The 26,517-nt window shown below is 70.3% G+C and carries 15 protein-coding genes and 2 pseudogenes; 12 read left to right on the plus strand and 5 right to left on the minus strand.

All coding sequences use genetic code 11. From position 1 onward, the window contains the following. Window positions 1-199 precede the first annotated feature (199 nt). Together F0344_RS33980 and F0344_RS36355 are read left to right on the plus strand one after the other, a co-directional pair. Window positions 200-1,878: pseudogene (locus F0344_RS33980) on the plus strand (catalase). Between the two features lie 93 nt (window positions 1,879-1,971). Next, window positions 1,972-2,076, plus strand: a pseudogene (locus F0344_RS36355) (YfcE family phosphodiesterase); the annotation flags it as partial. A gap of 139 nt (window positions 2,077-2,215) precedes the next feature. On the opposite strand, the gene F0344_RS33985 reads toward F0344_RS36355, so the two are convergent. The 4 genes from F0344_RS33985 to F0344_RS34000 form a co-directional block, all read right to left on the minus strand. Next, window positions 2,216-2,821 carry a GOLPH3/VPS74 family protein gene (locus tag F0344_RS33985; protein ID WP_185302413.1) on the minus strand — a complete coding sequence of 202 codons (606 nt, stop codon included), beginning with the start codon at window positions 2,819-2,821 and terminating at the stop codon, window positions 2,216-2,218. A gap of 391 nt (window positions 2,822-3,212) precedes the next feature. After that, on the minus strand, window positions 3,213-3,383 hold the full coding sequence (locus F0344_RS33990) for a hypothetical protein (RefSeq protein ID WP_185302414.1): 171 nt from the start codon (window positions 3,381-3,383) through the stop codon (window positions 3,213-3,215). Window positions 3,384-3,769: 386 nt separating this feature from the next. Then, on the minus strand, window positions 3,770-4,597 hold the full coding sequence (locus F0344_RS33995; RefSeq protein ID WP_258050327.1) for an ATP-grasp domain-containing protein: 828 nt from the start codon (window positions 4,595-4,597) through the stop codon (window positions 3,770-3,772). Window positions 4,598-5,041: 444 nt separating this feature from the next. Beyond that, window positions 5,042-6,037 (minus strand): mannose-binding protein, encoded by a 996-nt coding sequence (locus tag F0344_RS34000; protein ID WP_185302415.1) that lies wholly within the window; start codon window positions 6,035-6,037, stop codon window positions 5,042-5,044. A 562-nt stretch (window positions 6,038-6,599) separates the two neighbouring features. Here F0344_RS34000 and F0344_RS34005 point away from each other — a divergent pair. The 4 genes from F0344_RS34005 to F0344_RS34020 all read left to right on the plus strand — a co-directional run bounded on the left by F0344_RS34005 (window position 6,600) and on the right by F0344_RS34020 (window position 13,368). Next, window positions 6,600-7,430 (plus strand): type VII secretion system-associated protein, encoded by an 831-nt coding sequence (locus tag F0344_RS34005; RefSeq protein ID WP_185303015.1) that lies wholly within the window; start codon window positions 6,600-6,602, stop codon window positions 7,428-7,430. Window positions 7,431-7,504: 74 nt separating this feature from the next. Then, on the plus strand, window positions 7,505-8,692 hold the full coding sequence (locus F0344_RS34010) for a ricin-type beta-trefoil lectin domain protein (RefSeq protein ID WP_374940137.1): 1,188 nt from the start codon (window positions 7,505-7,507) through the stop codon (window positions 8,690-8,692). Window positions 8,693-8,836: 144 nt separating this feature from the next. Next, window positions 8,837-12,148, plus strand: coding sequence for a right-handed parallel beta-helix repeat-containing protein (locus F0344_RS34015; RefSeq protein WP_185302417.1), 3,312 nt, complete (start codon window positions 8,837-8,839; stop codon window positions 12,146-12,148). Next, window positions 12,145-13,368, plus strand: coding sequence for a S8 family serine peptidase (locus F0344_RS34020; RefSeq protein WP_185302418.1), 1,224 nt, complete (start codon window positions 12,145-12,147; stop codon window positions 13,366-13,368). Before F0344_RS34015 ends, F0344_RS34020 begins: the two co-directional genes overlap by 4 nt. A gap of 66 nt (window positions 13,369-13,434) precedes the next feature. Here F0344_RS34020 and eccCa read toward each other — a convergent pair whose 3' ends face one another. Next, window positions 13,435-17,508, minus strand: a complete 4,074-nt coding sequence (eccCa, locus tag F0344_RS34025; protein WP_258050215.1) for a type VII secretion protein EccCa — start codon at window positions 17,506-17,508, stop codon at window positions 13,435-13,437. A gap of 408 nt (window positions 17,509-17,916) precedes the next feature. Here eccCa and eccD point away from each other — a divergent pair, with 408 nt between their 5' ends. The 6 genes from eccD to F0344_RS34055 all read left to right on the plus strand — a co-directional run bounded on the left by eccD (window position 17,917) and on the right by F0344_RS34055 (window position 26,513). Beyond that, on the plus strand, window positions 17,917-19,326 hold the full coding sequence (eccD, locus tag F0344_RS34030; RefSeq protein WP_185302419.1) for a type VII secretion integral membrane protein EccD: 1,410 nt from the start codon (window positions 17,917-17,919) through the stop codon (window positions 19,324-19,326). Window positions 19,327-19,371: 45 nt separating this feature from the next. Continuing rightward, window positions 19,372-20,970, plus strand: a complete 1,599-nt coding sequence (eccB, locus tag F0344_RS34035; protein WP_185302420.1) for a type VII secretion protein EccB — start codon at window positions 19,372-19,374, stop codon at window positions 20,968-20,970. 370 nt (window positions 20,971-21,340) lie between these two features. After that, window positions 21,341-21,676 carry a hypothetical protein gene (locus tag F0344_RS34040; RefSeq protein ID WP_185302421.1) on the plus strand — a complete coding sequence of 112 codons (336 nt, stop codon included), beginning with the start codon at window positions 21,341-21,343 and terminating at the stop codon, window positions 21,674-21,676. 91 nt (window positions 21,677-21,767) lie between these two features. Continuing rightward, the gene (locus tag F0344_RS34045; protein WP_185302422.1) at window positions 21,768-22,076 is read left to right on the plus strand and encodes a WXG100 family type VII secretion target; all 309 of its coding nucleotides are present in this window, start codon (window positions 21,768-21,770) and stop codon (window positions 22,074-22,076) included. A 135-nt stretch (window positions 22,077-22,211) separates the two neighbouring features. After that, window positions 22,212-22,676 (plus strand): type VII secretion system-associated protein, encoded by a 465-nt coding sequence (locus F0344_RS34050; protein ID WP_185302423.1) that lies wholly within the window; start codon window positions 22,212-22,214, stop codon window positions 22,674-22,676. Window positions 22,677-22,805: 129 nt separating this feature from the next. Further along, window positions 22,806-26,513: an AAWKG family protein gene (locus F0344_RS34055; protein ID WP_185302424.1), complete on the plus strand. Its 3,708-nt coding sequence runs from the start codon at window positions 22,806-22,808 to the stop codon at window positions 26,511-26,513. Window positions 26,514-26,517: the final 4 nt, after the last annotated feature.

Genomic DNA, 26,517 nt, shown 5'->3' on the forward strand with positions numbered 1-26,517 from the left:
TCCGGCCCCTGTGACCGCCGGGGACGCTCCTCCGTTCGGTCCTTCGCGGTGGTGAGGTTGCTGGACCGGGGAGAGCATGAGGGCTGGAGACCCGTCGGCGGAGCCGCCTGAGCGGGATGCGGGGCGCATGTCCCGGTGTTCGGTTTCCCGGCTGTGCAGGGCGCTACCGCATGGGGACTGCGAGAGGGAGCGGTTGGCGGTGACAGACGTAGCGAGCTCAGGGCCGGACCCGGATGACGACCGGCCGGTACTTACCAACCGGCAGGGTCATGCCGTGTTCGACAACCAGAATCAGCGCACGGTGGGTGCGAGGGGCCCTGCCTCCCTGGAGAACTACCAGTTCCTGGAGAAGATCAGCCACTTCGACCGGGAGCGCATCCCTGAGCGTGTGGTGCATGCGCGGGGTGTGACGACCTACTGCTACTTCGAGGCGTACGGGAAGTGTTCGAGGCGTACGGGAAGTGGGGGGACGAACCCATCTCCCGCTACACCCGGGCCAAACTGTTCCAGGAGGCCGGCAAGCGCACCGACGTCGCTGTCCGGTTCTCCACCGTGATCGGCGGCCGCGACTCGTCGGAGTCGGCGCGCGATCCGCGTGGCTTCGCCGTCAAGTTCTATACCGAGGACGGCAATTGGGATCTGGTGGGCAACAATCTCGGCGTCTTCTTCATCCGGGACGCGATCAAGTTCCCTGACGTCATCCACTCGCTCAAGCCCGACCCGGTCTCCCACGAGCAGAAGCCGGGGCGGATCTTCGACTTCATGTCGCAGACGCCGGAGAGCATGCACATGCTCGTGAACCTGTTCAGTCCGCGGGGCATCCCCTCCGACTACCGCCATATGCAGGGCTTCGGCGTCAACACGTACAAGTGGGTCAACGCCGAGGGGGAGTCGGTGCTGGTCAAGTACCACTGGCTGCCGAAGCAGGGCGTCCGGAGCATGACAGCCGAGGACGCGGCGAACGTACAGGCGCAGGAGCTGGGGCACGCCACGAAGGATCTCTACGACGCCATCCGGCGGGGTGACCACCCCGAGTGGGAACTGGTCGTGCAGATGATGTCCGACGACGACCACCCCGAGTTGGACTTCGATCCGCTGGATGACACGAAGACGTGGCCCGAGCAGGACTTCCCGCCGAAGGCGGTGGGCCGGATGGTGCTGAACCGCGTGCCGGACAACTACTTCGCGGAGAACGAGCAGGTGTCCTTCGGTACCGGCGTACTGGTCGACGGACTGGACTTCTCCGACGACAAGATGCTGGTCGGACGGACCTTCTCCTACAGCGACACCCAGCGCCACCGGGTGGGCCCGAACTACCTGCAACTCCCCGTCAACCAGGCGAAGAACGCCCACGTGGCCACCAATCAGCGCGACGGGCTGATGGCGTACGACAACGGTCACCACGGCGAGAACCCTGAGGTGAACTACGAGCCGTCGATCACCGGCGGCCTGCGTGAGGCGCAGTATCCGACCCACGACGAGCAGGGTCCGGAAATCCGAGGACGCCTCACCCGCAAGCGCATCCCCCGGACCAACGACTACCTGCAAGCCGGCCAGCGATACCTCCTCATGGAGGACTGGGAGCGGGACGATCTGGTGACGAACCTCGTCAGCATGCTCTCCGCATGCGACCGAGCGGTGCAGGAAAGAATGGTCTGGCACTTCCTCCTCGTCGAGAACGATCTCGGCCGCAGGGTCGGTGACGGGCTGGGCATCACCCCGCAGGATGTGGCGGGACTGCGTCCTCTGGCTAGCCAGGATCTGTCGGACGACGATCGCAAGCGTCTGGCCCGGCTCGGTGAGAACCCGCCGCGTGACGTCGAGGGTCTGACGATGACGCACTGTGTTCCCGACGAGCGGCACGTCGTCACCCGCTGAACGCGCGCACGGGAAGAAGCGCACGCAAGCGGACCGGGCACCTGGAAGGGTTCCCGGTCCGCTTGCGTCTTCCGAGACTCGGGAGTGTGCCCAGTGCGCCTGCTGCTCACGTCCGACACGCACGTACCCAAGCGGGCCAAGGAGCGGCCTTCGCTTCTCCTGGCGGAGATGGAGAGAGCTGACGTCGTCTTCCACGCCGTTCGATGAGGGCTGCCACGTTCTCAGCCGGCCGCTCCCGCCGACGGTCGTCGGCTCGTCGTGGTTCGAGGGGGCCAGGCCGGGCGGGCGTACTTCGTGGGCGCTGTCGCCCGCTGTCGGCCTTGGCTGCGGATCCGCCTCATACTCCGCGCCAGAGGTTGGCAAAGGCCGAGTTCTCGATGGTCCGCCTCTGACGTACCGCCTCGAGTTCCATCACCGCGTCGTGGACATGAGCCACCACGGTGGTCATCGCTTCGTCGTCGAGGCCGGGCTCCTCGTCGGACCGTTCGCCGTCGGTGTTCACGACCGCGGCGAGGGCGGTGAGGACGGGTTCCCGTCCCTTCCAGCGGTCGGCTGCCCGGCGACGCGCAGGCGTGTCGACCGGTTCCACGCGTTCCGCCCCGAACGGCAACCGGCCGCTTCGCGTCCGCGTCAGCTCACCGTCCTCCTCAAGGGCGGTCTGGTACGCCGCCGAGAGGTCTCGGCCCCGGCGCCAGAGCCAGTCCTCGATCCGCTCATAGGGCTCCTGCCGGGTGAGCCCGGCCGCAGCCTCGCGCATGAGCCGATCGTCCAGCGTGGGCGGGTCACCCGGCACGATGCGGTCCCCGTCCACGGAGACTGCCCCCGCACCGATGAGATCGATCAGCTCGGCCCCCGCGAGTGTGAGCGACAGGTCGCCCTGTCCCACGGAATCCTTCGACCTCGGGTCCATGGAGATGATGAACAGGTCTTTCGCCGTGGTCATGAACGGCTCCCCTCGGAGACATCGACAAAGGTGCGACCCACCGGCCATGGCCGCCTACGAGGTCGGCCCCTGCGGCGGAGCGGCTGTCACGATCAGTATTGCCTCCGCCTGCCCGGCCGAAGCCCTTTCGGGAGCGGCGGTGGTTCTGCCGACGACATCAGGTAGCTGGCCCCTCACTGTGAGGAGGTGGACGCGCTCGCGACCGGGGCGGTCGGCGTCGTCATGATCAGGGGCCCGTACCGCGCCACAGGCTCACCCGAGGCAGGATCGAGCTCTTTCGCAGGGCAGGGCGGCCCTGGCCCGACATTCGCTTCGGGTCCAGGGCCGCCCTGGCAAGGTTCGGGGGAGGAAGCGTGATGTTCTCGCCCGCACCAGGTTCCCGGCGGCGTCGTCAGCGTCTGCGGGAGGGACGGCCGGCCCCGATTCCCGCTATGTGCAGGGCCAGAAGTGCCAGGCCCAGGAGCATGACGTTCACGGAGGAGAAGACGTCGTTGGTGGTGACATCTGCTGCGTTGATCAGGAAAGCAATGGCGAACAGGACAGCTGCGGCTATGCCGAGCATGGAGTGCTCCTCTCGAAGGGGTGAGGTGCGTGTGCCCGGATATCCCACGGACAGTCCTCGTTTCCGACTCCCTCCAAGCGCGGCGGCGCTGATGGGTTTGGCGGGCAGGCTCACGCACTCTGTCGTGCTGGTGGGCTGGAGGACATGCCTCGGCCAAGGTGGCGTGGCGTTGCCGGCGCGTGGTGTTCACCAGCCGAATCCGGCCGCCGGCCGCCACCGGCGAATGGTCGCTGCCGGTCTCAGGTAGCAGCCACGAGCTCTTCGGTCCCACGCCGCGGACCATCTGGTCGATCCGTCCCCCTCGTACGACTGGTTCGGCTTCGACTCCGGGGCCACGCACCCATCGCCGGGTCGGCTCGGTTGTTGTCACTGATCACGCCCGCTTTTCAGCCGGTCAGGTGAGCGTTTCTGTTGTTCCGGCAGAACTGGCTGTCTCGCTCCGTCATCCGCGTCCGCGGACCAGCTGAGCGCAGGACGACGTCCAGGACCCGGTCAGGATCTGCGGCGTAGCAACTGCTGAACCACGCCATGCTCGCCTCGACCACCGCCCACTGGTCGGCGGTGCCGTGCTCAGATGCGGCCAGGAGCCCGACGTCCACCACCACCGCGCTGGGCAGGCCACCACCGCACATGGCCAGGAAACCCTCCGCGAACTCCTGGACAGCGGCTTCACAGCGGTGCCCGCCCAGCCGCTCGACGTCGAGACGGCCGAAGGTGGCGTACTGCGAACCCGTGCGGACCTCGCCGTCCAGAAGGTACAGGCGAAACTCCGCTGCCCAGGTCACCACGTCGCTGATCTGTACCGGTACGCCCAGTGACAGCTCAGGCTCTGTCGGGAGGCAACTGCCGTCAGGGTAGACGGCGGCCTCGAAGCTCTTGTCACTCGGCGGCTTGACGAACGCCGGCCGGAGCAGACTGCGCGCCTCGCCCAGGGTCGCCATGGCGATGCGCCGTCCGGTGTACGCATGGGGCAATGTGGCCAGCCAGTCATCAGACGGCTCCAAGAGCGCGACCTCAAGAGCATCCGCGACGCGTGCCGCGAAAGCGGGGCCGCCGTAGTAGTGGCCACCACGCCTCCCCATGGCCGTGCCCGCACCGCCATGGGAAGGGAGTACCTCCACATCCATCCCGCGCCGATGCGCCGACTTCGAGAGCAGCTCGGAGGTCGTGGTGAACTGCGGCGCCAACGCGAGGAAACCATGCTTCGTCACGATCGCTGACGATGCCACCGAATCCGCCGAACAGTCCACCGCATTGCGCCCACACCTCGGGGCTCAGCCGTTGTCCTGCCGCCCCGACCGGGCTTTCACCGGTGGACGAGGCGATGTGTCATGCAAGCGGCAGACGACGGGGCGGGCAACGCGACCCGAACCAGGACCCGGACCCACGATTCGATCGCTGCCAGGTCGCGCGCGCCGCGTCGGCACCGATCTCTGCCTCCCGGATCGCGGTGTCCATCGACGAGAAGCAGGCGGTTCAGGCACTCGAACGCTGTCGTTCCCCACCACCCGTCTGAGGAGACTGCGTACTCAGCTGGACCGTGTATCGAAAGTCGATCTCGAGCGATGAGTGACCTCGGTTCACGGGGCGGGGAGATCTCGGCGGCAGTTGATCGACGGCGTACGGTTCCGGGCCCGGACCGAGGCACCATCGCCCCGTCAGGTCGACCAGACCACACGGCCGTTGTGCACGATGACCACTTTGGCGTCGGCCCTGAAGACCAACTGGGCACCCCCGTGGTCGTGGGTCTTGGAGGCCCAGATCGGGCGGCCGTCACCGTTGTGGATGACGAGGTTGCCATCGGGCTGGAAGTTCGCCCGGTGGTTCGGGCCGAAGGTCATGGCTGCCCAGATGGGTTTGCCCAGTTCGTTGAGGACGACGAGGTTGCCGTCCGGCTGCATGACCATGCGGATGCGGTTGGTGGTCCAGGCCTGGTTGACCTCCAGGACGCTGGGTGCGGATACGGTCACCGTGCTCCAGTTGGGCTTCGGGGCCGCCTTGGGCTCGGGTTTGGACGTGGGTGTGGGCTTCTTCTCGGCCGGGCGGCTCGTCCTGGGCTCCGGCGCCGGCACAACGGGTTTGGGGGCGGCGGACTTCGGAGTCTCGACCCTCTGTTCCCTCTTGGGTTTCTCCGTGGTCGCGGACGCGCTGGGCTTGCCTGCCACGTAGTCCTCGATGGCGGCGGGAGCGGTATGCGGGTTGAGGACCGTGTCGGTGCCTCCCGCCACCGGTCGTACGGTGTCCTGCCCCTTGTCGTCGGCGCTTCCGATCAGCAGCAGGGGTATGGCGACCAAGGCGGCGCCGACGAAGGCGGCCCCGGCCAGGACGGGCGTGCGGGGTCGCCCGCTGTCGGCGCCGGTGCTGGTCCTGGTGCCCGGCGCCGTCCCGACGGCCGCAGCCGCACCGGTGCCCTCCTCGGGCGCCTCGGTGGTCGGGGCGGGCGTGGAGGCCGTGGACTCCGACGGGGCGGCGATGGTCTCCCCGGCCGGGGCGGTGCCGGACTCCGCCTCGGCGACTGCGGCAGCGGCGGTTGCGGCGGCCGTGCTCGACGTCTCCTCGGCGGGTGTGCCGGAGGCCGGGGACCCGGGCTCCTGCGCACCTGGGGCGGAGGCTGCCGCGGCGTTCGCGCCAAGGGCGGGGTGATGGGGGGACATGCGATGACTCCTTCGTCGCGGAGCGGTAGGGGGTTGGGGGGTTGTGAGCCGGGGGTTGTGGGTTGGGATCGGGCTGGGCCGGGATGAAAGCCACTGTGCGCTGCGGGAGTTGGTTGGCAGACGCGTCGTGCGGGCCGGGTCGGACGGTCTCGTCGTCGGATTCACGCGCGGCCCTGGGTGGTGGCGGTCGTGACAGAGCCGATCCGCCTTTCCGAGCCGCGAGGCGTTCCCGGACGGCCCGCCCGGACGTCCGGACCGGAACACACTGCTGCGCCGAAAGGCCGATGGCCGGACCCGACCCAACGTAGACCGAGTGCGGACGACCGTTGCTCCCGCACCCCGAACACCTCCGGCGCTTTGTCCTCTCGTGCCTAACTACTACCGGAACATCCTTAGTTCGAGCTGCGCAACGAGCACAGGAGTGCTCAGGATCGGACTTTCCGCGGCCCCCACGACCGTAGTCATGTGACATCCTGTGGACTCCCGATCTGATCGGTGTCGGTGTGCGAGCGCACGTGGCCCTGCACTGAGAGTGCGTACAGACCCAAGAGTTCAGGTGGAGATGCGGCCCGGAGAACGGCAAGAGGGCTTGAACAGCGCTGCGATCGTCATTCCCGATACCACCGTTCCGACCGCAGCCCCCGTGTCACCCGCCCCGGGCAGCGCCGAGTCCGCCGACGGCTCTGGTGTACCCGAGGCTGTACGGGGCGCTGCCCGCAGCGCGCCGGGCCACTGGGTCGGGGTGGTGGACCCGGAGTGGACCGAGGCTCGGACGCCACCCGAGTGGGCAGTGCTGGGGGAGTGGCAGTCGGACGAGAGCGGGAGCGTGGGGGAGTACCGCGCCAATCCGGCGTACCGGCCCTCTGCGCGGGTCCTCGGCTGGCCGGAGCCCACCGACCCGGTGGACGCTGCGGCACAGCGGGCCGCCACCGGTTACGGCTCGGTGGAAGCCGCGCTCGCGGCACTCGCGGAGTCGGACGTCACCGTGATGCGCGGTCCGGACGGCGGGCCGCTCGCGGCCGTCGGGCGGGACGGTGCGCCGGTGGTCCTGTTGTTCACCTCGCCCACCCATGAGTTCATGTCCGCGGAACTTCTCCATGACACGTTGTCGGTACGGGAACTGGCCCGCTCACTGGAAGGTCCCGGCACCATGCTGATGGTCAACGCCGGGGCCGCGGCCCCGTTGCTCGTTCCGGCGGAGAGCCTTCCGGGCCCGGCGCCCGCCGAGGGTGGCGCGAGAGCCTCCGCCGCAACGGTCGCTGCGACGGAGGACGGCCCGGGCGGCACGGCCGGTACGGCGGTGCCTGCCGGCGCTACGGCAGCGGCCCGCTCCGCGGACCGAGCCGACAGCTCATCCCAACCCTGGCCCCAGACCAAAGGGAGGACCCCGTGACACCTGTGTCCCAGCAACCATCCACTTCTCCAAGGGCTCGCGCGGAGTCCGATTCCGGAGGCGAGGAGCCGACCGTGACGCCCGTGCCCGATACGGCCCCCGCCCCTGTGCCCGTGCCCGCCGCTCGCGCCGAGTCCGGGTCCGAACCCGCGAAGGCGAAGAGGGGGGAGGCGGCCGGAGCGGCCGAAGGCGCCGGCACGGAGCCGCCTGAGTCCCCGGTGGCCGAGGAGACCGAGGAAGGATCGGGCAAGGCCGAGGCCGGGCCCGCCGAGGGCGAGAGGGCGCCCGGAGAGGGCCGGACCGCCGAGCCCGGAACCGGGGTGCCCACCGCCCCTCGATCCGAGTCCGAGTCCGAGTCCGACGCCGCCACCCAGAGCCGACTGCCCGCGCTCGTGCGGACCATGACCGCGACCGCGATCGGCCGGCCGCAGCAGCAGGCAGGGCCGGTGGGACGGCCGGGCAAAGCGGTGCTGGCCGGCGCCGCGGTGGCGGGGGCGCTCCTCGTGTCGGTGCCCTTCCTGGTGCTCGCCGGGAACGACGACGAGGGCCCCGGGAGGCCGTCGGTGGCGGCGGCGGGGACCGTGCTCGACGGGAGTGCCTCGGAGGCGCCCGGCGAGTTCGCGGTGACCGCGCCCGAAAAGGGTTCCCCGGACGACGACGGCGACAAGAAGGACACTGTCGAGTCGGTGCCCGAGAAGCCCGTGAAACGAGCCCCGGCGCCGGATACGGCCGAAGACGGGCCGAAGAAGGCCGTCGGCCCCGGGGACTCGCCGAAGAAGGCCGCCGAGGCGAAGGAGCCGGCGAAGCGGCCGAGCGAACAGAAGGAATCCGGCAGCCCGGAGAACCCGCCCGCGAAAGCCGCTTCCGGCGTCACTCTCAGTGCCCCCGTCTCCCTGCGCAGTCATCTCTCGGGCCGCTGCATCGACGTACCGGCCCACGACTTCAGCGACGGCAAGGCGCTGCACGTGTGGGACTGCAACAACGCTGACGCCCAGTTGTGGCGATTCGCCTCGGACGGCACGATCCGTATCAAGGACAAGTGCCTGGACGTGGCCGGCGCGAACTTCAGCAACGGCACCCCGATCCAGATCACCTGGTGCAACGGCAACGCCGCCCAGCAGTTCGTCCTGAACGGCAGCCACGACCTCGTCAACACGGTCGTCGGCATGTGCGTCGACATCAGGGACGCCAACCGGAACAGCGGGACCGCACTGCAACTGTGGAGCTGCAACGGGGCCGACAACCAGAAGTGGAGCGTCTGACCGGGACACCTCGACGCCGGGAGCACCGCTCCCGGAACCCGCACGTACCGGGGACGAGGCATGATGGCACCGTCGGCTCGCCGACACGTGCCCCCGGACAAGGGGTGTGCACTGAAGATGCCGCCGTAGCAAGGAGGTTGGTGCGTGTCGCGCCAGGTACTGTCGGTCGGTCCCACGGACCGCTATCGGACGATCGGTGAGGCACTCGCCGCAGCCCGCACCGGGGCGCTCATCAGCGTCCGGCCCGGTACGTACGCGGAGAACCTGGTGATCCAGACCAGGGTCACCCTCACCGCCGCCGAGGGGCGGGGCACGGTGGAGATCCGGCCGCGTTCGGGCAGCGTGGTCGCGTTGCGCGCCGACGCGGTGATGTTCTCCGAGCTGACCCTGCGGGGCGGTGATGCCGAGTTGCCGGCCGTGGACGTCCGGCGCGGGCAGGCCGCGTTCGACGGCTGCGAGATCATCGGCGCCGCCTGGGCCGCGTTGCTGGCCGGCGGGACGGGTTCCCTCGCGCTGCGCGACTGCCGGGTGAGCAACCCGCAGGGCGCGGGCATCGTGGTGACCTCCACCACGCTCACCACCGTGGAGTCCTGCACGCTCGAACACCTGGGCACCAGCGGCCTGGTCCTCGCCGAGCAGGGCGAGGCGCGCATCCGTGACTGCACGGTGCGCGACGCCCGAGGCAACGGCCTGCTCGCCAACGGCGAGAGCCGTGGCAGCGTCGAGGACTGCGACATCTCCTCCACCGACAAGCCCTCCATCGCCCTGGAACAGAACTCCGCCGTCTCGGTGATCCGCACCGTGGTGCACGACACCAGCACCGGCGTGCACCTGAGCAGTACGGGGCGTACGACGCTGGAGGACGTCCGCGTCACCGGCGCCTCAGGGAACGGGATAGCCCTGGCCGGTGGCACCGACCCGGTGCTGCGCCGCTGCCGCGTCTCGCGCGTCCGCGGCCACGGCGTGCTGGTCACCGACCGGTCGCGCGGCACCTTCGAGGACTGCTGGGTCGACGGTGCTCAGGGCGCGGCGCTGCGGGTCGCCGGGTCCGCGTCCCCTGCGCTCACCGGCCTGACGGTCCGCGACTGCGACGGTCCAGGCCTGCTCCTGGAGGAGGGATCGGTGCCGGAACTGGACCGCCTGGAGGTGATCGGCGGCTCGCCCGCGGTCGCGGTGCTCGGCGGCGCCAGTCCGATGCTGCGCCGGGCCCGGCTGGTGGAGCCCTCCGGCGACGGCATCGCGGCCACCAAGGACGCCCGGGGCCGCGTCGAGGACTGCGAGATCGTCCGCCCGAAGGGCGCGGGTGTACGCGTGGCCTCCGGCAGCACCCTCTACCTGGCCGGCGGAGGAGTCTCCGACACCGCCACCAGCGGCTTGGTCGTGGAGGACGGCGGAAACGTCACCGTCCGCGACTTCCGCGTGGAAATCTCCGGCGAGGAGGGTGTGGTGGTCGCCGCCGGCGGCGAGCTGACCGCCAACCGCACCACCGTGCACGCCCCCAAGGGCCACGGCTTCCTCCTCCAGGAGGGCGCGCTCGCCTCGCTCAGCGGCTGCGAGGCCACCGGCGGCGCCCAGGACGGCTTCCGGGTGGAGTCCACCGCGCCGGTCTCACTCGTCAACTGCCTCGCCAGGGAGAACGAGGGCGGCGGTCTGGTACAGACCGCACCCGGTCAGCGGCTCGCGGTCGAAGGCCTGAACAGCACAGGCAACGGGAAGCGGGACGCCTGGGGCACCGGCAGCGCCGAGAACACCGACCCGGCCGGGTCCGGCGCCGCCGACGCGCCCCCGCCCGACCGCGCGGACGGCCCGCTCGGCGCCCTCAACGCACTGATCGGCCTGGAGAACGTCAAACACCAGGTGCGCACCCTGGTCAACCTGACCCAACTCGCCCAGCGCCGCGAACAACTCGGCATGTCCGCCCCGCCGATGAGCAGACACCTCGTCTTCGCCGGGCCGCCCGGCACCGGAAAGACCACCGTCGCCCGTCTCTACGGCGCGATCCTGGCCGAACTGGGTTCGCTGCGCAGCGGCCATCTGGTGGAGGTCTCACGGGCCGACCTGGTCGCGCAGATCGTCGGCGGCACGGCCATCAAGACGACTGAGGCCTTCCAACGGGCTCTCGGCGGCGTGCTGTTCATCGACGAGGCGTACACGCTGACCTCCGACAGCGGCAACGGCGGCGCCGACTTCGGCCGTGAGTCGGTGGACACCCTGCTGAAGCTGATGGAGGACCACCGCGACGACGTGGTCGTGGTCGCGGCCGGATACTCCCGCGAGATGGACTCCTTCCTCGGTTCCAACCCGGGCCTGGCCTCGCGCTTCTCGCGGACCGTCGAGTTCGAGAACTACGCGGTGCCCGACCTGGTCGCGATCATGGAGAGCATGTGCGTTCAGCACCAGTACGAGCTGGGTGAGGGCACCGCGGCCGCTCTGGCCGCGCACTTCGAGGCGATGCCACGGGACGCCGGTTTCGGCAACGGGCGGGCCGCGAGGGGTGTGTTCGAGGAGATGGTGGACAGGCAGGCGGTACGGCTCTCCGAGCAGTCGCAGGTCAGCGAGCACGATCTGCGGCTCCTGCTGCCGGACGACGTGTCCGCCACCGCTGCCGCCACGGCCGCCGGTCCTTCCGCGCCGGACGACGACCCGCTGACCCGCCTCGGCGACATGATCGGCCTGGCCGAGGTGAAGCGCGAGGTCGCGGATCTCGTCAACCTCATCACCACGGCCCGCCACCGCGCCGCGGCCGGGCTGCCGGTCCCCTCGCTCAGCAACCATCTGGTCTTCACCGGCCCGCCCGGCACCGGCAAGACGACCGTCGCCCGCCTCTACGGGGAGGTCCTGACCCAGCTCGGCGTCCTGGACCGGGGCCAGCTGATCGAAGCGGCCCGCGCCGACCTGGTCGGCCGCTACATCGGTCACACCGCCCAGCTGACCCGAGAGGTCTTCGAACGGGCCCGCGGCGGCGTGCTGTTCATCGATGAGGCGTACACCCTCACCCCGCGCGGCGGCGGCGCCGACTTCGGCCAGGAAGCGGTGGACACCCTGCTGAAGCTGATGGAGGACCACCGCGACGAGGTGGTCGTCATCGTCGCCGGATACACCGAAGAGATGGAGCGCTTCCTGGGATCCAACCCCGGACTGTCCTCCCGCTTCCCACGCCGGATCACCTTCGCCGACTACTCCTCGGAGGAACTGGTCACCATCGTGCGGACCCAGGCCGCCACCATGGGCTACGAGTGCGGACCCGGCACCGGCCCGCTGCTCCAGGAGTACTTCGACGCGGTGCCCCGGGACCGCTCCTTCGGCAACGCCCGTCTGGCCCGTCAGGTGGTCGAGTCGATGGTCACCCGGCAGGCGGGCCGGCTCAGCTCGCTGGCCGCGCCCACACTGGACGACCTGCGCGTCCTGCTCCCCGCCGACGTGATCGCCGTGGCACCGAAGGTGGCACCCCGATGATGCCTCCCGTCCGCCTGCTGTACGGTGCCGGCCTGGCCGCCGCTCTGCTGCTCCCCACGGCCGTGCCGGCGCAGGCGGCGCTCCCCTCGCGTGTCCCCGCCGCCGACGGGAAGAAGGGCCAGGAACTGCCCGGCATGCCCTCCGCCCTCGATCCGGAGGCCGACGACGTGGTCTGCACCCCCGCCTCCCGCGAGAAGGCGGAGAAACAGGACTGGTCGCGCCAGCGCCTCGACCTGGACCGGCTGCACCGGCACAGCACCGGTGAGGGGGTGACCGTCGCACTGATCGCCACGGGTGTCGACCCCGGCGCGGCAGGGCTCAAGGGCCGGGTCACCGCCCCGGGTGCGGCCGGTGACGACTGTGTCGGACACGGTACGTTCCTGGCCGGGCTGATCGCCGGGACCGGCGGGGACAGCCCCCGTCTGGCCGGGGTCGCCCCGGGCGCGCGGATTCTCGCCCTGCGCGGCACGGACCGGCGCGGGCGGGCGAGCTCCGCCCTCGTCGTGGAGGCGCTGCGCGAGGCGACCGAAGCCAAGGCCGGAGTGATCGCGGTCACGGTGGCCCTGCCACGGCAGGACCCGGCGCTGAGCGGCGCCGTAGCCGAGGCCCGGCGCGCGGGCGCGGTCGTGATCGCCGCAGCCACCCCGGACCCGCCGTCGCGTGGTGCCGACGAAGTTCCGTCCCGCACCTACTGGCCGGCCGGTGAACCCGGCGTCCTCTCGGTCGCCGACATGCTTCCCGGCGGCGCCCGCCCGGACGGCTCCCTCCCCACCGAGGGCATCGACGTGGCCGCCCCGGGCGCCGGAGTGGTCTCCGGTGGACCACGGGGCGAAGGCCACTACCTGGGCGGTGGAGTCCCGGTGGCCACCGCCTACGCCGCGGGGGCCGCCGCGGCCGTTCGCGCCGTCCACCCCGACGACTCGCCCGAGGACGTCGTCCGCCGTCTGACTGCCACCGCATACCCGGCCGACATCCCTCAGCTGGACGCCTACGCCGCGGTCACCACCGTGCTCGGCGATCCCGCCGCGTCCGTCGGTGTCGAGCGCCCGGCGGAGCCCGTGAACGTCCGTGAGACCTCTGCCGCCGACCGGGCCACCGGACGGGCCACGCTCTTCGTCCTCCTCGGCTCCGCCGGCGTCCTCGCGGTCCTCTGGGCCGGTTTCGCCCTCTCCCGGGCCCGCGCCCGAGGATGGCGTCCGGCCGGAACGGCAACGGAATGAGCTGAAACGCTGATGACGGCACCCTCCTGAGACGTATCCCAGGAGGGTGCCGTTTCTCGCGTCCGCTCAGGCCTGTTGCCCCTGGCTCTCCTCAACCAGCGCCGTCTGTATCAGCCGCGGCCGTCGGCGAGCGATGTACAGGGCCCGTCCCGGCGGCAGGTTGAGCGGCTTCGCGTCGCCGAAGAGACGGCCTTCCGTGGGCGGGCAGGACAACAGGACGGCAGGGTTGTTCGCCTCGTCGAGCCGACGGATGAGCCCGTCGCTGAGGCCCCGGCCGGCCCCCATGGCACTGCGGGCGACGACCAGGTGCAGCCCCATCTCGAAGCCGAGGGTCAGATGTTCGAAGAGCGGCTCGAAGGGACTCTGGAAGGAGTTGCCGGAGACCATGTCGTAGTCGTCGACCAGGATGAACAGACGGGGCCCGGTCCACCAGTCGCACCTGCGCATCCGGCCGGGCGCGATGTCGGCACCGGGCACACGGGCCTTCATCGCACGCGCCGCGCCCTCGATGGTCTCCTTGAGGTTGTCCAGGGAGATCACGTGCCCGATGCGGTACTCCTCGGGGACGGCGCCCACCAGAGTGCGGCGGAAGTCCACCGCGATGATCTTCGCCTCCTCAGGGGTGTAGCGGGTGGTGATGCCCCGCGTGATACCGCGCAGCAGGTTGGTCTTGCCGCTCTCGGTGTCGCCGACCACGATCAGATGCGGGGTACGGCTGAAGTCGTGCCACACAGGTGCCAGCGCGTCCTGGTCGATACCGAGCGCAATACGCATGCCGCCGCCCTCGGTGGTTTGGGGCGCCGGGAGTTCGGCGAGCGGGAGCCGGTGCGGCAGCATCCGGACCTGCGGGGCGGACGCGCCCGGCCAGTGCCGGGAGACTTCGGCGACCAGGTGCGTGACCCCGTCGCCGAGGTCATCGAGGGAGCCGCTGCCGTCCAGCCGGGGCAGGCCGGCGAGGAAGTGCATCTTGCTGTCGGCGGTGATGCCGCGACCACCGCTGCGCGGCACCGAGCGGGCCTTGCGGGTATCGATCTCGGAGTCCATCGGGTCACCCATCCGCAGTTCGAGGCGGGTGCCCGCCTGATCACGGACCTGGGCGGACAGCTCCACCCAGCGGGTGGTGGTGATGATCAGGTGGATGCCGTAGTTGAGGCCCCGGGCGGCGAGTTCGTTGAACTTGGGGATCAGGTCGTCGTAGTCCTGGCGGACCGTGGACCAGCCGTCGACCACCATGAACACGTCGCCGAAGGGCTCGTCGGGGAACTCGCCGGCGGCCCGGCGGCGACGGTAGGACTGCATGGAGTCGAGCGTGTGGTCCACGAAGAACTGCTCGCGGTGGGCGAGCAGCGTCATCACCTCGGCGACGGCCCGGTGCACCCGCTCCGGGTTCAGCCGCGCCGCGACGCCACCGACGTGCGGAAGGGCGGCGAGCTGCGAGAGGCCGCCGCCGCCGAAGTCGAGGCAGTAGAACTGGATCTCCGCCGGGGTGTGGGTGAGGGCCAGGGCCGCTATCAGTGTGCGGGCGAGTGTGGACTTGCCGCTCTGCGAACCGCCCGCGACCGCGACGTGGCCGCCGGCTCCGGACAGATCGACCACCAACGGGTCGCGGCGCTGGTCGAAGGGCTTGTCCACGAGGCCCACCGGGACCCGCAGCCTGCCGGTGCCGGACCAGCCGGCGGCGGTGAGTCCTCGCTCCGGATCGGGAGCGAGGCCGGGCAGCAGCACGTCCAGCGGGGAAGGCTCGGTCAGGGGCGGCAGCCACACCTGGTGGGCCGCGGGGCCCGAGCCGCGCAACCGGTCGAGGGCGACGTCGAGCAGGGCCTCCTCGTCGCCCGCCTCTTCGGTCTCCGGTTCCGGCTCGGAAGCGGGGTCCAGGGTGCGCGGCACCACCCAGCCGCTGGTCCACGGCACCACCTGGCTGGCCACCCGGGCCTGGACCACCGCGCCGGTGCGGCGCCGGTACGTGCCGGAGGAGTAGGCGGCCCGGAACCGGGTCAGGGACTCCACGCCGGACTTCAGGTAACCGCTGCCGGGCTGGGCCGGCAGTTCGTAGGCGTCCGGGACACCGAGCACGCCGCGGCTCTCCATGGCGGAGAAGGTGCGCAGGCCGATGCGGTACGACAGGTGGCTTTCGAGTTGGTGCATGCGCCCCTCGTCCAGGCGCTGCGAGGCGAGCAGCAGGTGCACTCCGAGGGACCGGCCGAGACGGCCGATCATCACGAACAGGTCCATGAACTCCCGGTGAGCGGAGAGCAGTTCGCTGAACTCGTCGACCACCACGAACAGGCTCGGCAGCGGGGTGAGGTCGGCGCCCCCGGCGCGCGCCCGCTCGTACTCCAGGGCGGAGGTGTAGTTGCCGGCGGAGCGCAACAGCTCCTGACGGCGAATGAGTTCACCGTGCAGGGCGTCCTGCATGCGTTCGACCAGGGCGACTTCGCCGGCGAGGTTGGTGATGACGGCGGAGGTGTGGGGGAGTTCCTCCAGGCCGAGGAAGGTGGCGCCGCCCTTGAAGTCGACCAGGATGAAGTTGAGCGTTTCGGAGGAGTTGGTCAGCGCGAGGCCGAGGACGATGGTGCGCAGGAGCTCGCTCTTGCCGGAGCCGGTGGCACCGATCAGCATGCCGTGCGGGCCCATCCCGCCCTGCGCGGACTCCTTGATGTCGAGGTCCACCGGGCGGCCGTCCACGCCGACCGCGACCGGCACTCGCAGCCGGGTGGAGCCGGTGTGCCTGTTGAAGAGGGTGTGCGGGTCGTGCCGGTGGAGGTCCGGGATGCCGAGCAGTGTGGTCAGCTCGACGTCGGTGTCCATCGGCTGGGCGATGTCGGTGCCCAGACTCATCCGGCGGGGGGTGAGCAGCCTCGCCAGCGACTCCGCGCCGAGGAGACCGAGCCGGTCGGGCCTGCCGAGTGGCACGGAGCGTTCCTTGCGGCTGCGGTCGGTGCGCACCAGGTTCACCTGGCCGGGGCCGACGGTCAGCCGCAGCGTGTTGCGGCCGGGGCGCCAGCGCAGTGCCCCGGATATGTCGAGGGCCAGGGCGTTGCGGTAGCCGTGGCCCTCCCAGCGGTGCCCCTCGGGCACGGTGACGCCGTCCAGGACGACGATCGTGTAGGGCTCGTCGCGGCTGGGGCGGGCTTCCGGGTCGAAGCCGGGGCGCTCGGCGAACTCGGCGCCGAGCAGGTCGTCGAGTTCGGTGAGGTCGGCGGTGATCCTTCGGGCCTGGCCGGCGCCGTCCTCCTCGTACGGGTCCAGCGTGTGCGGCAGCCACTTGACCCATTCCCAGTCCGGCCGCCGCTCGTCGCTGACACAGAAGGCGATCCACAGCTCCTCGGGCGCGTGGAACACCGCGAGCTGCCCGAGCACGGCGCGCACCAGTGCGCGTACCTCTTCGGTGCCGAGGATCTCGCCCGGATCCGCACCGCCCTCTCCGGACGGCGGGGTGCCCGGCTCGACGGACTCCGGCTCCTGCCCGGTGTTCCCCTCGGGGCGCAGCAGGATCCGGGCCGAGGAACGCAGGTAGAGGCCGAGAGGCTGTCCGGGGATCGTGGAGTAGGCGCGGATGAAGCGCCGCAGGGCATGCGCACAGAGGGGTTCGAGGTCCTCCACCGGACGTGTGGAGACCGGGTTCAGGGTGAGGGCGAGCTGCTGCTCGCCGACCGCGAGCCGGACCTCGCCGAAGTCCTCGTCGGCCGGGCGGCGTTCCCACAGCCTCGAGGTGCGGGCCAGCGAGCGGAGCGAAGCGGGCTCCGGGTGGCGCCAGGCGAGCGCACGCTGCTGCTCCGCGATGGTGGAGCGGACCCGCTTGCGGACCTGCGCCAGATAGCGCAGGTAGTCGCGGCGTTCACCTTTCAGACGCTGCTTGCGCTCGCTGGAGCGGCGCATCAGCTGCCCCAGCAGCATGGCACCGGCCGAGAGCGCCATGACGCCCATCGCCAGGTACATGAAGACGCCGTTCCCGCCGCCGGGCCGCAGGAACATCAGCATCATCGACACCGACATCAGCGCCATCGGCAGATACGTCCAGATCGCCGAGGTGTCGGGGACCGTCTCGGCGAGGACCGGCGGCTCCTGAAGGGTCAGTTGGCCTTCGGGCATCTCCGGCCCGCGCCTGCGGGCCGGGCGGCGAAACAGCACGACACTCAAGGGAACAGAACCTCCGGTTCACGGACTTTCCGGCCCGCGCCGGAATTCCGGCACACCCGGTGGTGGAAAAGGCCGCGCATCACGCCATTTCTCCGGGTCCCGCATGGCGCGGTGAACACCGGATGAATGTTTCGAGCGGATGGCGGTGCGGTCAACTTCTCTGATGGTCAACCACATACCGGATAACTGAAGCCCGGTGCGCAGCACGACCCGGTGGTCGTAGGCAGTAGTGTGCATTCACGGAACGCGAACTGTCCACGCGGGGGTGGTCGTTGCCGGACCCGCGGACGCATTTTCCCTGTCCGGCCCTCCGGTTCCCGGCCGGGGGAGCTTCCGTATCGTTCACACATCCCCACTCGCGGGGGAAGTCCTCCTGTCAAAGCCTTCCGGAAGACGAGAGCTCTGCTGATGACCGACAGCGCCGTGGCCGAATCCTGCCGCCTGACCATTCGTGCACCGAGCGTCAGCATCGATCTGGCGGTGCCCGCCGACGTGCCGGTCGCCGATCTGCTGCCCACACTGCTGCGCTACGTCGGTGAGGAGGCCGAGGAGGCCGGACTCGACCACGCCGGATGGGTACTCCAGCGGCTGGGCGACGCCCCGCTCGACGAGGAGACCACCCTGGCCCGCGCGGGGCTGGCCGACGGCGCTGTGCTCTACCTGCGTCCGCACACCGAGGCGCTGCCCGAGGCCCGGCTCGACGACCTGGTGGAGGGCATGGCGGAGACCGTGGGCCGCCGACTGCACACCTGGTCCCCCGGAGCGGCCCGCGGCCTGCTGGTGGGCGCCGCGGTGGCGACCGTGGTGGCCGCCCTCGTGCTCGTGTTCCGCCCCGGGGTGACGACAGGCTCCGGCGCCTCCCGGGCGGCCTGCGCGGCCGTGGTCGGGCTGCTTCTGCTCGCGGGCGCGGGCTCCGCCAGCCGCGCGGTCGGCGACCGCCTCTCCGCGACCGCGCTCGGCCTGCTCGTCGCTCCGTGCCTGGCGCTGGTCGGCTGGGTGCTGCCCGGCGGTGACCTGACCGGGCCCGACGCGGGGCAGGTCGCGGGCGCCCGTCTGCTGGCCGCGGGCGCCGCGGGCGCGGGCGGCGCGGTTCTCGCGCTCGCCGCCACCGCGGTCGGCGCCCCGGCCCTGCTGGCCACCGCGCTGGTCGCCGTGGCCGCCGCGACCGCCGGGGCCCTGATGGGCTACACGGGCCTGGACGTGCCGGCCGCGGTGGTTCTGGTGGCGACGGTGGTCGCGCTCGCCGCAGGGGCGGTGGCGCCGTTCGCCTTCAAACTGGCCGGCATGCGGATGCCGGCGCTGCCGTCCACCGTTGGCCAGCTCCAGGAAGGCATCGACCCCTACGCGGGCGACGAGGTCGCCGCACGCACCGAACTGGCCGGGCGCTGGGTCACCGCGCTCTTCGCCGCCACCGGCACCATCGCCGCGGCCGCCCTGGTGGTCCTCGCCGACAACCCGAACCTGCCCGAGGTACTGGCCGGGCTCTCGCTGAGCCTCCTGCTGCTCCTGCACAGCCGGGGCCTCGTACACATCGGACAGCGGCTGACCCTGGCGCTGCCCGGCGTGTGGGGACTGCTGCTGTTCGCCCGGGCCTGGGCGGTGGACAGCGACGCGGACGGTCGCGTGGTGGTCTTCGGGTTGCTGCTCGCCGCGGCGGCCGGACTCGTGACCGCGTCCTGGACGGTGCCCGGCCGCCGCGTACTGCCGTACTGGGGCCGTGCGGCGGAACTGGCACACACCGGCCTCGCCGTCGCGCTGCTGCCGCTCAGCCTGTGGGTGGCGGGCCTCTTCGGCTGGCTGCGCGGTCTGTTCGGCTGAGCGCAGCCGTACGCCCGTACACGGAGAACGAGTTGAGGAGAGGCTGTGCAGTCCAAGCGCGACCAGGTACAGGCCCACGCTTTCATGATGGGCAGGCTCAGTTCAGGCCTGTTGACCGCTGACCCGGACGCCCCGGAGAGCCCGCTCGGACGCACCACCCGAGGCGTGGTCTTCGGCGTACTGGTGACGGTCCTGATCGGTGCGGGGGCCACCGTCTACGGGTTGCTGCGCCCCGGCGGAAACGACGGCTGGCGCGACGAGAGGCACCTGGTGGTCAACCGCGAAACCGGCGCCCGATATCTGTGGACCGGTACCGACGGCGTACTGCACCCGGTACGCAACTACGCGTCGGCGCGGCTGATCGGCGGCTCCGACCTGGCGACCGTGGATGTCGCCACCGTCTCGCTGAAGGACGTCCCCGTGGGCTCCCCGGCCGGCATCCCCGGCGCACCGGACGCCCTTCCCGCGCCCGGTCAGCTCGACGGCGGTGCCTGGCACATGTGCGTCACCGGACCGGACGGTGCGGTGCCCAGTACCTCCGGTGGCGTGGCGCACACCGGGGTGGAGAAGCCGGGGGCCACCACCGTGGTCGCGGGGGCGCCGGTGGACTCCCGCGGGGTCGGCGGCGACCGCGGGGTGCTCGTGCGCGGCCCGGACCGCACCGAGTACCTGGTCTGGCGGGGCAGCAGACTGGTGCTGGACCGCGCGTCCGACGCCCGAAACGCTCTCGGGTACGGCTCCGAGCAGCCCATGCCGGTCTCGGCGGCCTTCCTCGACGCGCTGGCACCCGGCCCCGCCCTGAAACCGCCGGAGGTTCCCGGCCGCGGCGGGGAGGGCCCGGCGCTCGGTGGCGAAGCCGGCCGGATCGGCCAGTTGTTCAAGGTCAGCGTGCCCGGTGGAGGAAGCACGTACCACCTGCTGCGGAAGGACGGCCTGGTGCCGCTGACCCGGCTCGGCGCCGCGCTGGTGCTGGGCGACCCGGCCACCCAGAAGGACGCCTACGGGGGGAAGTCGCCGGAGGTGCGTACGGTCGGCACGGACGCGCTGCGCGAGCACGGGGCGAAGGGCGTGGGCACCGCCGGGTCCGCCGATCTGCCGGAGACGCCACCGATCCCGCAGTCGGCGCCCCGCGGCACCGCGCTCTGCGCCCAGGTGGACGGCGACAACGGTGGCGTCCGGATCAGGTCGGTGCTGGTCCCGCTGGCCCGACTCGCCCCGCTCGCGGTGTCGGAGGGAACCGCCCCGCCGCTTCAGGCGGCCTGTGTCCGGACGGACGCCGCGGTGGTGCGGCCCGGGCACGGAGCCCTGGTCCGGGCCCTTCACGCGAGTGGCGCCGCGCACGCCGGGACCACGTACCTGGTGGCGGAGAACGGTGTGAAGTACCGAGTTCCGGCCAAGGACTCATTGGCGGCGCTCGGCTACGGGGACGGAGACATCGGCTCGGTACCCGCACCGCTGCTGGCGGCCCTCCCGACCGGCGCGGACCTCGACCCGGCAGCCGCCTCCGGCGCCACGGGGACCAAGGTCACGGCTCCGCACTGCGGTACCGCGGCGAGGCCGGGGGAGGGACAGGGCAAGGCGGACAGGCCTGCCACCGGCATCGCTCCCGGCGCAGTCGGCACGGCCGGCTCCACGGAGCCCTGATTTCAGGCAAACGCCGCATACGGCGTCGAAGAAAGGGAAGGGAGCTGTGTAATCTCCGGCTTAAGTCCCTTTGCCCGGGGTCGATTCGACGCGGGTCGTGTCCGCCGGGAAACCTCAGAATTAGCTCAAATTTTTCTCGACCCCGGCACCGTGAAGCCGCGTGCCGGGGAGTTGGTGCCCCACTGCTCCAGTGGGTCCTGGGACACGTTCATTTCACGGACACCTTCGGACAACTCCATTGCCACGTAAGGATTCTGCCGACCTGACCTATGCTCAAATCTTCCCCCCATACGTTGCGCCGGACTGTGGATTCTCTTTAGCCTCAGCGGACACGGTGCGAGGGGACTCGCCTGAACGAAGGGAGCGTGACATGGCGGACGGTTCCGGCAGGAAAGCGGACTATGCCAAGGGCTTGGGAGGTGTCTCCTCCCTGGAGTCGGCCCGGGCCGCGGTCGAGAAGATCCAGAACAACGTGGCCGAGGTGGCCGCGCGTTCGGGCGTCGGAGGTGACGAGGGCCAGGCGCTGCTGAAGCTCTTCCGCAGCTGGAACTCCGAGGCGCAGAAGGTCGTCGTCCAGATCAGCAAGATGGTCGACGCGCTGCAGGAGAACGTGACCTCGGCCAACCGCCTGGCGAAGGAGAACCAGGACCTGACCGAGGTGCTCAACAGCAAGACCAGCCAAGGCGTCTTCGAAGCGCTGCGCTGATCCACCCGCTGCGGGATCGCGGCCCCTGCGGGGCAGGCGGCACCCGCGAGCTTCCCGGGCCCTGGCGCCCGGTCACCTGAGAGGAGACGTCATGGCCGACGGCATCATCGATGTGCAGTACTCCACGGTCCGCAACGCGATCGAGGAGCTGAAGGGTCAGACCCAGCAGATCATCACGACCCTCAACAACCTGGAGGACGAGCTGAAGCCGCTCGTGATGTCCTGGGAGGGCGACGACCAGCAGATGTACCGCGGAGTCCAGGCGGAGTGGGACCAGGCCACCAAGAACATGGCCCTGCTCCTCGGCGACAGCGGTGAGCTGGTCCAGAGCATCCACGACAACCACTCACGCGACGAGCGCAGGAGCGCCGACAACTGGGGCGGTGTGCGCGCTCGCTGAGGTCTTCCGTCCGGATCACGTCGGGGCACCCGTGCCCCGACGTGATCCGGACCACAGGCCCCTGGGGGCCGGCCGGATCCTCTTCGTCCGGCCGGCCCGAATTCCGCCCGGAACCGAACGGCAGGAGGACGTCCCATGGCCGGTGAGAAGGCCGACGTCAAGCATTTCGACCTCAAGCAGATGGAGAGCTTCCGGGACAACGAGGTGCAGCCGGTGTACACCGCCGCGAAGAAGCACCGGGAGGACGGCGACGGCACCCACATCCGGCCGCTCGGTCATCTCGTCGACGGGCACACCACTGCGGACAACCTGGAACAGGGGCAGCAGCTCCTGCGCATCGGAAAGATGGCCACCGGGACCCTGGTCTCGGGGCCGAAGCTGATCCAGGGCGTCCGCACCGCGGCCGAGGCCATCGACAAACTGCTGGGCGACCAGATGGACTTGTTCAAGGAGTTGAAGGAGGCGCTCACCGACACCATCGAGGACGCCAACGACACCAAGGACAAGAACCTGAACGCGATCGACGCCCAGACGCTGCTGCAGACGTTCGGTGAGGTGGATACGCTCACCAGCGGATCGCCGAAGACAAGCGACAGCTGATTCCGCGCCGCGCGTGCCGGCCCGTGCCTCGGCCGCCCGGCGCGCTCGCGCAGAAAAACATCCGGCTGCACACCCGCACGACGAGGTCGTGCGCAGACACGGACGACAACCGACCAGAAAGGGCGCCCGGTGGCCGATCGGTACGATCCCAACTCCGTCGCCAACCTCGACAAGTTCGACGACGCCGGCGAGCCGTCGACCGATACCTGGGCCACTCTGGTCACCCACATCACCGGCTATCCGGTGCCGGACCGGACCCTCGTCTTCAACGACCTTCGGTCCGACCACGGCGGCAAGCTCTTCCGGATGGGCATCAAGGAGCGCAGCCTCAGCCTGCTCGTCAAGGACTCCGGCTTCCTGACGAACAAGGGCGAGGACTACGACATCTGGTTCTTCGACAGCGGCGAGAAGCGGTCGATCATGCAGGCCCGGATCGTCTTCGAGGGCCGCGTGAAGATCGGGGACGAGGTCATCTTCGCCGATCCCGGCTCCGACAACGTCCACGATGCGCAGGTCCGTGAGGGCAACGAGTTCAGGGACTACCACGACGACAAGTTCAGCACCATTCCGCTGGCCCGGTACATGAACGGGCCGCGGGCGGCCCTCCTCGGACTGCTGGGCGGCAGTACCCAGGACGCCCGGTTCAGCAACCTGGGCGTGACCGGGGCCGACGCGGTGGACCTGAACTCCTTCACGACCACCGGTCAGTCCTTCGACTACGCGGCGAAGTTCTTCCGGGACCACGCAGTCGTGCTGAAGGACTGGGAGGACCGTTTCGCCCGGGAGGACGCGAGCTGGAAGGGTGAGGCTGCGGAGGTCTTCCGCGGCCTGTTGAAGAAGATCCGCGAGAACTACGACAGTTACGTCGAGACCTTCGACTCGACGGTAGGCAGCGCAGACGCGACGGGAGCCGGCGGCACGGTCTACTCGCGTGCCCTGTCACTGGGCCGCGACTACCTGGTGGACTCCGCCGACAAGCTGCTCGACGCGTGGTTGGCCTGGGCCAAGTCCGCGTACTACGACCCGCACCAGGTGCTGCGCTACGTGCTGGACGACCTGGCTCAATGGGTGGACGCGAACAACGTCGCCAAGACGGACATCAAGTCGTACACCAGCCGTTACACCAGTAGCGTCAGCCACAGCCCACAGGCTGGCTTCTCCCAGGTGCACCCGGAGTACGGGGACCTCACCGACACCGCGAACTGGGCGAAGGTCGGCGAGAAGGCGGTCAAGATCTGGACCCAGGCCGTCGACGAGTACCTGGGGAAGCCCGCAGCGCAGGTGCAGTCCGCTCTGAACAACCACTTCCTGGAGCTGGGGGAGGACTTCGCCGACAACGTACCCAAACCGAAGTCGACCAACACGGCCTCGGAGGAGTACGAGGAGAAGAAGCTCGAGGAGGAGAAGGAGGAGATCAAGGCGCAGAACGAGGAGAACAAGAAGTACCAGGACGAGCTGCGCGAGGAGCAGAAGAAGCAGCGCGAAGAGGACAAGAAGTACCAGGAGGAACTGCGCGAGGAGCAGCGGCGCGAGCAGGAGGCGGCCAAGGGCCTCCAGGACGAGCTGCGGAACGAGCAGAACCAGCAGCGGGAAGAGGACAAGAAGTACCAGGAGGAACTGCGCGAGGAGCAGCGGCGCGAGCAGGAGGCGGCCAAGCGGGAGGCCGAGGAGCAGCAGAAGGCCGTGAAGGACAGCCTCGGCGGCCTCAACGACCCCGACGCGGTCAACGAGCAGAACCTCGACGAGCTGCTGAACCGGAACCTCCCGGTCACCGAGAGCGCCGGTGACCTCGGCAACCTCAACGGCCAGGGCGGCACCGGGGACCTGAACACGATCGCCGAGGAGCTCGGCAACCTCGGCGACGTGAACAGCCCCGACGGCCAGCAGCCCACGGCAGTCGTGCCCCCCGTGACCCAGAACCTCGGCAACCTCGGTAACCTCAACAACGGCCCCGGCGGGACGAAGAACGCCACCGACGCGGCGAACGACGCGATCACCCGGAACCTCGGTGGTCTCGGTGACCTGAACAACGGTGCCGGCGGCTCCCTGGAGACTCCGACCGGGGGCAGCACCCAGTTCGACGACGGGGCCCTGACCACCGACTTCGCGGATGGCAGCAGTACGTCCTTCGACCCGGACAGCGGGCTGCTGACCACGACGCATCCGGACGGCAGTGTCACCACGCAGGAGCTGGGTGACGGTACGCGGGTGACCAATCCGGACGGGTCGGTCACCTCGCTCGGTGACGACGGGAAGCTGACCACCACCTTCCCGGACGGCACGAGGCAGGTCGTGGACCCGGTGTCCGGCCAGGCCGTCACCACCGATCCGGACGGCACCACCACGACCGAGAACCTCGGCAGCCTGAACGGCCCCGGTGGTCTCGGCGACCTGGGGGATCTCGGCGCCATCAACGCCGACCTGCCCACCACCTCGGTCGATGACCTCGGCGGTCTCGGTGACCTGAACAACGGTGCCGGCGGCTCCCTGGAGACTCCGACCGGGGGCAGCACCCAGTTCGACGACGGGGCCCTGACCACCGACTTCGCGGATGGCAGCAGTACGTCCTTCGACCCGGACAGCGGGCTGCTGACCACGACGCATCCGGACGGCAGTGTCACCACGCAGGAGCTGGGTGACGGTACGCGGGTGACCAATCCGGACGGGTCGGTCACCTCGCTCGGTGACGACGGGAAGCTGACCACCACCTTCCCGGACGGCACGAGGCAGGTCGTGGACCCGGTGTCCGGCCAGGCCGTCACCACCGATCCGGACGGCACCACGACGACCGAGAACCTCGGCAGCCTCGGCAACCTGAACGGTTCGGACGGACTCGGCACCATCAACGGCCTGGAGACCCCGACCGGCGGGCACACGGGCATCGTGAACGGCGACTTCGCCACCATGTTCGCCGATGGCAGCAAGGCCGTCTTCGACCCGGACAGCGGGATGTTCACCAGCACCGACCCGGACGGCACCACGGTGAACACCGACCTCACCCACGGGGCGAAGGTGACCAACCCGGACGGCTCCACGACCTTCCTGGACAACGGTCTGCTGAACACCACCTTCCCGGACGGCACCACCCAGATCATCGACCCGGAGACCGGGACCGCCACCGTCACCGACCCGCAGGGCAAGACGGAAACGGTGGACCTGAAGGACCTCAATTCGCCCGTGGACCTTGACAGTTCGGGCGTACTCGACGGTCTGGGCAGTCTCAACGAGATCGGCGGTGCCGGCGGCCTCGACGATCTCGGCGGCAACGGGACAGGCGGCGGCGGTACCACCAGCCGGGACGTGCCGTTCTCCGAACTGGGTCTCGGCGGTGGCCAGGTGAGCAGCGGCGCCTCCGGCGGTGGCCTCCCGGGGGCGGGCTCCATCTCCCTGGACGGGCTCGGCGGGACCGGGGTCGCACCCCTGTCCGACAGTGCCACCGCCGGCGCGGGCACTCCGTTGGCCGCCTCGACCGCCGCCGGAGGCGCCCCCGGGACCCCAGGCATGCCCGGCAGCCCCGGCATGCCGATGGGCGGGGGAATGGGCGGCATGGGCGGGGGCGCCGAGAAGGGCAACGGTGAGCGGGTGCGCGCCGTCCTGGTCGACGCGGCGGAGGAGAGCGAGCGCCGCAACCGGCGCCGGCGCAGTCCGTGGAACCGGCAGGAGGACAGTGACACCTTCCTGTCTCCGGCTTCCCGCGTGACGACGACCGGCGGCGATTCCCCGGAGGAGGAGACACAGCCGGGACGCGGGTCCACCACGTCCGCCGACTACCTGGAGGAGGACGCGGACGTATGGGGCACCGAGGAGGGCGGCACTCCGGCCGTCATCGGCCGGTGAGCAC

It is taken from the genome of Streptomyces finlayi, from assembly GCF_014216315.1.
Lineage (GTDB): Bacteria > Actinomycetota > Actinomycetes > Streptomycetales > Streptomycetaceae > Streptomyces > Streptomyces finlayi_A.